At 62.1% G+C, this 8067-nt stretch carries 8 protein-coding genes; 6 read left to right on the plus strand and 2 right to left on the minus strand.

What is annotated here, in order from left to right; translation table 11 throughout:
- Nucleotides 1-8: 8 nt before the first annotated feature.
- Both Q0520_RS11115 and Q0520_RS11120 read right to left on the minus strand, forming a co-directional pair.
- Entirely contained in the window at nt 9-308 is a 300-nt protein-coding gene (locus tag Q0520_RS11115) for a YunC family protein (protein WP_298670085.1), read from the minus strand.
- A 127-nt stretch (nt 309-435) separates the two neighbouring features.
- Nucleotides 436-1470, minus strand: coding sequence for an acyltransferase (locus Q0520_RS11120; protein ID WP_298670087.1), 1035 nt, complete (start codon nt 1468-1470; stop codon nt 436-438).
- Nucleotides 1471-1616: 146 nt separating this feature from the next.
- Here Q0520_RS11120 and Q0520_RS11125 point away from each other — a divergent pair, with 146 nt between their 5' ends.
- The 6 genes from Q0520_RS11125 to cgi121 all read left to right on the plus strand — a co-directional run bounded on the left by Q0520_RS11125 (nt 1617) and on the right by cgi121 (nt 7760).
- On the plus strand, nt 1617-2636 hold the full coding sequence (locus Q0520_RS11125; RefSeq protein WP_298670089.1) for a type II glyceraldehyde-3-phosphate dehydrogenase: 1020 nt from the start codon (nt 1617-1619) through the stop codon (nt 2634-2636).
- A gap of 36 nt (nt 2637-2672) precedes the next feature.
- Nucleotides 2673-3614: a tyrosine--tRNA ligase gene (locus Q0520_RS11130; RefSeq protein WP_298670091.1), complete on the plus strand. Its 942-nt coding sequence runs from the start codon at nt 2673-2675 to the stop codon at nt 3612-3614.
- A 5-nt stretch (nt 3615-3619) separates the two neighbouring features.
- On the plus strand, nt 3620-4411 hold the full coding sequence (locus Q0520_RS11135) for a serine protein kinase RIO (RefSeq protein ID WP_298670093.1): 792 nt from the start codon (nt 3620-3622) through the stop codon (nt 4409-4411).
- Nucleotides 4412-4416: 5 nt separating this feature from the next.
- Nucleotides 4417-4959 (plus strand): pre-rRNA-processing protein PNO1, encoded by a 543-nt coding sequence (locus tag Q0520_RS11140; protein WP_298670095.1) that lies wholly within the window; start codon nt 4417-4419, stop codon nt 4957-4959.
- Between the two features lie 112 nt (nt 4960-5071).
- A complete protein-coding gene (locus tag Q0520_RS11145) occupies nt 5072-7261 on the plus strand; it encodes an ATP-dependent DNA helicase (protein WP_298670097.1) in 2190 nt (729 codons plus the stop codon).
- The gene (gene cgi121, locus Q0520_RS11150; protein WP_298670099.1) at nt 7251-7760 is read left to right on the plus strand and encodes a KEOPS complex subunit Cgi121; all 510 of its coding nucleotides are present in this window, start codon (nt 7251-7253) and stop codon (nt 7758-7760) included. Before Q0520_RS11145 ends, cgi121 begins: the two co-directional genes overlap by 11 nt.
- Nucleotides 7761-8067: the final 307 nt, after the last annotated feature.

Genomic DNA, 8067 nt, shown 5'->3' on the forward strand with positions numbered 1-8067 from the left:
GGGATCTCTCAGAGGTGCTCCAGCGCCTCTCTCCCCTTCATGCCTTCGGCGATCCCGAGGGCCCGTGCCGGGCCGTTTGCCACGGCGATGGTGCCGGTAAGGATGTCGTCGACAGTCCTGATCGACGGCCCGGCAGACGGCCGCACCTTCGCCGCCGGGTAACCGAACTTCTCCAGGGCCTGCACGTCGACGACCCCGCAGCCCACGAGGCCCTTCTCCGTCTTCACGAAGACGAGGTTCACCGGTCCGAGGGGGACCACAAAGCCCTCCGCCTTCTTTCCATTGATGGTGAGAGATGTGCTCTCCATACACCCCGTGACACTTTTGAGGATATGAAGCGCGTGGGGGAAAAGATACGTCACCTTGTCGGTCGAGAGCAACCTGGAGAGAAAAGTTATGGACGATCGATCTGGTGGCCTTCACAGGAAGGCTCGCTCAGGGGTTCTGTCCTGTAGAGAGAACATCTGCCCTGTCCCTGAACTCTACCTGTTTCAGCGCCAGCGCCCTCCTCTCGATAAGGTGCCAGGAAGCGTAGGCGAGGGGGAAGGTCAGCAGGATCGAAAGGGCGGAAAAGATCCAGAGGGGCATCGATGTCCCGAGATAGAGGACGATCGTCTGCTGGACCGGGTAAGCATAGATATAGACGCCGTAACTGAAGTCGCCGCGGTCCCCGAAGGTGTTCAGGGCCGGGACACCCAGGTGGGCGACGGTGAGGACAATGTACGGCACGGCAACAAGGGCGAGATAGGTAACGTAGGGGGTCTGCGATGCAGCGGCAAGGGCAACCGCAAGGAGGGCGGCGGTCGCGGGGTCATAGCGGTGTTCCCTGTGGTGGACGGCGAGGTACGCCCCGATGAGAAAGTAGAGAGTGAACCGCACCTTCGCGAGGCCGTGGTCCCCGGACACCACCGTCCAGAGGGCGAAATCTGCGGCGATCAGACCGAGAAGGACGTCCTTCCTCCGCAGGAGACCGACGACGCCGAGGAGTGCGACGAGGATGTACATCACGAACTCCACCGGGATCGTCCAGAGGGACGCGTTCACGAAAGTGACGGGGTTTGACTGGAAGAGCCCGAGGGCAGACCCGTTCCAGACAGAACCGGGAGAGGCGAGGGTGAAGGGGGAGAAGAGTGTCATGAAATAGTCGGCGAGAGGGAGAGTCGTCGCCAACGGACCGATGATAAGGAGCATGAAGATCAGGGCCGGCACCAGTGCAGGAAAGACGCGGAGCGACCTCTTCCAGAAATATCTTTTCACGTCCGGTTGCGCCATCCAGCTCTGCGGAATGAGGTAACCGCTGATCACAAAAAGGCTCGCAAGGGCGGCCTGCCCGACCAGCAGTGCCGGTGAATTCCCGGGTATCGCCGCATACCCGACTTGAAGGGCGCAGGCATGGGAGACGATGATGACCAGTGCCGCCGCGAGACGGAGAAAGTCGAAGTTGTTTGCATGCCGGAGGGAAGGCTCCACACCTCTGGGATGGGCAGGCGTGTATATAGACATGTGTATTGAGAGATCTCTACCGGCGCGAATGCTATGGCGAGCATTCCCGGCCCTCTGTTCGCGGCCTGGACGAAGGGAACCTTTATCTGCTTCTGCTCTTACTGAAGCTCTACATGATCAAGGTCGCAATCAACGGATTCGGCACCATCGGCAAGAGAGTCGCCGATGCGGTCGCCGCTCAGCCCGATATGGAGGTCGTGGGAGTCTCCAAGACCCGGCCCAGTGCCGAGGCCTACATCGCGAACCAGCGCGGTTACCCCCTGTACATTGCGGAGATCAACAAGCGTAAGGACTTTGAGGACGCCGGGATCGAGGTCGCCGGCGACGTCACCGAGATGATCAAGCACGCCGACATCGTCGTGGACGCCACGCCGGGCGGCGTCGGCGTGAAGAACAAAAAACTCTACGAACTCTACGGCGTCAAGGCGATCTGGCAGGGCGGCGAGGACCACGAGGTCGCCGGGTTCTCCTTCTGCTCCAGCTGCAACTATAATGAGGCGAAGAACCGCCAGTTCGTACGGGTCGTCTCCTGCAACACCACCGGGCTCTGCCGTATTATTCAGGCCATAGACGAGAAGTTCGGGGTGGAGAGGGTGCGGGCGACGATGGTCCGCCGCGGCTCAGACCCCGGCGAGGTGAAGAAGGGCCCGGTCGACGCCATCGTCCTCAACCCGGTCGAGATCCCGAGTCACCACGGTCCCGACGTCCAGACCGTCCTCCCGCACATCAACATCGTCACGATGGCGATGATCGTGCCGACGACCTTCATGCACATGCATGCCATCCAGATGGACCTCAGGAGCGATGCGACCCGCGAGGAGATCCTGGAGATCATCGAGAAACACCCGCGGCTGGGCCTTGTGCGCAAGGGCACCGGGATCACGAGCACCGCACAGTTGAAGGAGTTCGCGCAGGACATGGGCCGGAGGCGCGCCGACCTCTACGAGAACTGCATCTTTGCAGAGTCTGTCGGGCTCGTCGGCCGCGAACTCTTCCTCTTCCAGGCGATCCACCAGGAGGCCGACGTCGTCGTCGAGAACGTCGACGCCATCCGCGCCATGATGAACGGGGCCGACGATGCCGCCACCTCCATCGCGATGACCAACCGGGCACTTGGCTTCACCGCCATCTGAAGAAGGATTAATCCCCCGGAAACCCAACACTCTTTTATGGATCCATACTCTCTTGTCACGCGCAATACCGTGGAGATCGTCACCGACGAGGAGCTGCGGGCCCTCCTCCAGAAGCCCGTCAGGCGGGTCTACGCCGGTTACGAGCCCTCGGGCGAGATCCACCTCGGCCACCTGGTGACCATCAACAAGCTGATGGACCTCCAGAAGGCCGGGTTCGAGGTGACTGTCCTCCTCGCCGACCTGCATGCCTTCCTCAACCACAAGGGCACGCTCGACGAGGTCAGGGAGACCGCCGAGTACAACCGCCGGTGCTTCGAGGCCCTCGGCCTGAAAGACGCAAAGTTCGTCCTCGGCACCGACCTTCAGCTCAACCCCGAATACGAACTCCTGGTCCTCCAGCTCTCCCAGGAGGTCACGGTCAACCGTGCGCACCGCTCGATGGACGAGGTCGGCCGCGGCATGGACCACCCGGCCGTCTCTCAGATGGTCTACCCGATCATGCAGATGGCCGACATCGCCCTCCTCGGTGTCGACGCCGCCGTCGGCGGCATCGACCAGAGGAAGATCCACATGCTCGCCCGCGAGTACCTGCCCGGCATGGGTTACGCCTCGCCGGTCTGCATCCACACCCCCATCATCAACGGCCTGGACGGTAAGAAGATGTCATCCTCTGCCGGAAACCTCATCTCGGTTGCAGACACTGAGGAGGATATCAGGACAAAGATGAAGAAGGCTTTCTGCCCGCCGGGTATCGAGGAGAACCCGGTGCTCCAGGTGCTCCAGCACCACATCTTCCCCCGCTTCGAGACGGTCGTGATGCACAGACCGGCGAAGTTCGGTGGCGACCTTGAGTTCTCCTCGTACGCCGAGGTGGAGGCCGCGTACGGTGCGGGCAAGATCCACCCCCTCGACCTGAAGACGATGGCCGCCGACTACCTCGCCGAGGTTCTCGCCGGCGTGCACGACGCTGTGGTGTAAATAGTATGGTTTCGGACAGGGAAGGACGTGAATTCGACCGGAAGCTCGAAGAGATGGGCATCCGGATCAAGGACGAGGACTCCAGGAAGGTGCGAGGCGAGGTCTTTGACGAGGACACCCTCCTTGCCCTGTACCGCCTTGTTCACAGGAAGAAGATCTCGGCGATCGGGGGGTCCATCTCCACCGGCAAGGAGGCGAACGTCTTCCTTGGCGAGAAGGATGGGAAACCGGTCGCCATCAAGATCTACCGGATGAGGACGGCGAACTTCAAGGCGATGGCCGACTATATCATTGGCGACCCCCGTTTTGCCGGCGTGCGGAAGACCCGCAAGGACATAGTCTTCACCTGGACGAAGAAAGAGTTCGCAAACCTCAAACGCGCCCACGAGGCCGGCGTCCCGGTCCCGGAGCCGTACGCCTTCGACAGGAACATCCTGATCATGGAGTTTATCGGCGAAGACGAGTCCGCGGCCCCCCAGATCCGAAACGTCGAACTCGAAGACCCGGAAGGTGTATACGGGGCTGTTGTAGGGGAGATAAAGAAACTCTTTCAGGATGCTAGACTCGTCCATGGCGACCTGAGCGAATTCAATATACTCTGGCACGAGAAACCATATATTATCGACATGGGCCAGGCGGTCACCCGCGAGCACCCGAATGCCGGGACTTTTCTGATCCGGGATATCAGGAATATCAACCGGTTTTTCTCCTCTTTCTGCCCTGTGGAGGCGGAGGACGCGCTGGTGCGCGAGGTGACGGGCGGGTCGGTCCGCTCCCTGGCCGAGAAGGATCGGTGAATGAGATGACAGTACAGGAAATCAGGATTGGTGCAAACAGGATAGGCGCTCTCATCGGAAAAGACGGGGCCACGAAGAAGGCGCTGGAGGAGAAGACCGGGACCACGGTCCAGATCGACAGTGACGAGGGCGAGGTGCGGATCGAGGGCGAGGACGCGGCAAGCGTCCTCAGGGCGACAGACGTCGCCACTGCGATCGCGCGGGGTTTCTCGCCCGAGCGGGCGTTCAGGCTTCTTGAGGACGAGGACCTCACCCTTGACGTCATCGACCTCTCCGTGGTGGAACCCACGCCGCGCCAGCAGGAGCGCCTCCGCGGCAGGATCATCGGGAAGGCCGGGAAGGCCAGGGAACAGATCGAGGACATGTCCTATGTCGGGATCTCGGTGCAGGGCAAGACGGTCACCATGATCGGGACGCCCGAACACCTCAAGAACGCCCGCACTGCCATCGAGATGCTCATCAATGGCGTGCCCCACGAGACTGTCTACTCCTTCCTGGAGAAGAAGAGGCGCGAGGAGAAGGAGAATATCCTGGACTACTACTACTGATCTTCTCGTGCCCGGCATTATTTCCTGTGGAGAGATATATACATCCACAATCTATATTTCCTGTAATCTATGGTCATGGTCTTGAATTTCGAGTGGAAACAAAGGGGTCCATATGAAGGTTGCTGACCTGCCTCTCCCCGAAGCCCTCAGGTCGCAGTACCGCGCGCACGGGATCGAAGCGCTCTACCCTCCCCAGGAGGCCTGTGTCAGGGCCGGGATCTTTGAGGGGAAGAACCTCCTGTGCGCCATCCCGACGGCAAGCGGCAAGACTCTCGTCGCCGAGATGGTGATGCACCGTCATATCGTCGATGGCGGCATGTGCCTGTACATCGTCCCTCTCAAGGCCCTCGCCACCGAGAAGTACGAGGATTTCTCAGGGAAAGGTGTGAAGGTCGGGGTGGCGACCGGCGACCTCGACCGGAAAGATACCTATCTCGGCAAAAACGACATCGTCGTCGCCACCTCGGAGAAGGTGGACTCGCTCCTCCGGAATGCCGCGCCCTGGCTCTCCCGGATCACCCTCCTCGTCGTGGACGAGTGCCACCTCATCGCCTCCCCTGACCGCGGGGCGACCCTGGAGATGGTGATCGCAAAACTCAGGCACAGGAACCCGGCGATGCAGGTGATCGCTCTCTCGGCGACTGTGGGCAACCCCGGCGCCCTTGCCGGATGGCTCGACGCCGAACTCGTGACAAGCGAGTGGCGGCCTGTCGACCTGCGGGAGGGTGTCTTCTGCAATGGCACGATCCACTTCGAGGGCCACGAGAGAGAGGTGCCGGCGAAGTCGAAGAACGACGACCTGAACCTCTGCCTGGACACGGTGGCGGAGGGTGGGCAGTGCCTTGTCTTCGTCTCGTCGCGGCGGAACGCGGAGGCCTTTGCGAAGAGGGCTGCGGGCGGGCTGAAACTCACCGAACCTGCCCTCGACAAAGCGGCAGACGATATCGAGCGCGAGGCCTCGACAGACCTCGGGAAGACGCTCGCCCTCTGTGTGAGGAAGGGTGCGGCCTTCCACCATGCCGGCCTCTCCGCCGCAGAGAGGAAGGTCGTCGAGGACGCCTTCAGGACAGGGGCGATCAGGGTGATCTCCTCGACGCCCACCCTTGCGGCGGGCCTCAACCTCCCGGCGCGGCGGGTGGTGATCCGCGACTACCTCCGCTTCGGCGACGGCGGCATGGCGCCGATCCCGGTCGGGGAGTACAAGCAGATGGCCGGGCGGGCAGGACGCCCGCACCTCGACCCCTATGGCGAGGCGGTGCTCATCGCAAAGAGCGAGAGTGCCTGCCAGGACCTCTTTGAGGCGTACATCGCCGCCCCGCCCGAGGAGGTCACCTCCCAGTGCAACTCGGAGAACGCCCTGCGCACCCATGTCCTCTCCCTGATCGCAACCCGTTTCGTGCAGAGCCGCGGCGAGGTGCTCTCCTTCATGGGGGAGACCTACTATGCCTACGAGCACCAGGGACTGCGCTCCACCATCCACGAGACAGTCGACCGGGTGATCGACTGGCTCGTCGACACCGAGATGGCCGTGGAGTTCGGCGACCACCTTGAGGCGACGGAGTACGGCGACATGGTCTCCCGCCTCTACGTTGACCCGAGGAGTGCGGAGGCGATCGTCGCCGCCCTGCGAAATGCCCCGGCCTATACCGACTTCGGTCTCCTGGAACTCATCTGCGAGACGCCCGACATGCTCACCCTGTACCTGAGGAAGGACGACCCGGAGATCCTCCACCGCTTCCTTGGCGACCACGAGGAAGAGCTCTGGACGGTCGTGCCGTACGGTTCAGACGAACTGGAGGCATTCTACTCGTCGGTGAAGACCGCGATGCTCCTCTCCGAGTGGTCAGAGGAGGTGACCGAGGCGATGATCTGCGAACACTTCAATGTGGGGCCGGGAGACATCCACAACAAGGTGGAGACGGCGGTCTGGCTCATCCACGCCGCCTCGCGCCTTGCGTACCTCTTCAACCGCCCCCTCGCAAAACCGGTCGCCGAACTTGGGACGCGGCTGAAGTACGGGATCAAGAAGGAACTCCTGCCTCTCATCAGGCTCCGCGGTATCGGGCGGGTCCGTTCCCGTCGCCTCTTCGACATGGGCATGACGACGCCGGAGGAGATCAGGGCGGCAGGCGTCAGGAGGATCGCTCCCATCCTCGGTGAAAAGATCGCGGCAAAGGTCATCGCCCAGATCGAGGGGAAGGAGATCTCCGATGACACTCCTGCCGGGGACGAGGTGGTCGAGACAAAAATCGAGCGGCGGCAGACGACGCTCTTTGCATTCGAGGGAAATCATGGAGAGTAACTGCGATATCAGGGAGGCGGTCATCGAGATCCCTGCGCTTCCCGCATTTCTGGAGACGATGAAGGGGATCGCGGAGTCGGCAGGGACGCACATCATCTGCTTCGACGCCGACGAACTCGCCGGCAGGGCCCATGCCGCCAAAGCGGTGCGCCACGCCCTCCGCGCCTGGCAGGAGGGGCGGGCGATCGCAAACACCCTGGAGATGGAGGCCCTCCTCTATGCGGCAGGGACCCGCCAGTGCCGGGTGGCGACAGGCATCGGCCTCCACGAAGGGACGAACCGCTGCTATGTCTGCCTCTGTCCGCCGTCAGAGGCGGCGGCGGCCGCGCTCGGCAAAGTCATGAACTGGACGGAGGAGGACTGGGAAGGGATCGACGGGGAGAAGGAGCGCCGGCTCATGGAGCGCTACGACATCACGCCCGAAGAGATCGATGCGGTCGGAGGGCGTATCCGCCCCCTCGTCATGGAGAGGGTCGCCCTCCTTGAAGTGAACCGGTGAAGTCCCGCCTGAAAGATCTGGTGGGGGCCGGTTTCACTCCTGCCTTTTCTGGCCCTGGTGAGATCCCTGTGTGGAAATTCTCCCGGCAGGGGTCATGAGAGACGTCCTGTAAGGAGTGCTGGTTTGGGGACGACCGGGGGGAGGGGGACGTGAGGTCAGGGAGGTCGAAGGCCTCCGGGCACCCCCGGGCGGGTAGTAGGGGGCAGGCAGTGAATCCGTGCGTCTCTCCCCTGCGGTCGCGGGGAGACATTCCCTCTGGTGTGAAAATTTCAAAAAACTATTTTTACCCTCAGTCCTTTGCCATGAT

This window comes from uncultured Methanofollis sp. (assembly GCF_937919355.1).
Classification (GTDB): domain Archaea; phylum Halobacteriota; class Methanomicrobia; order Methanomicrobiales; family Methanofollaceae; genus Methanofollis.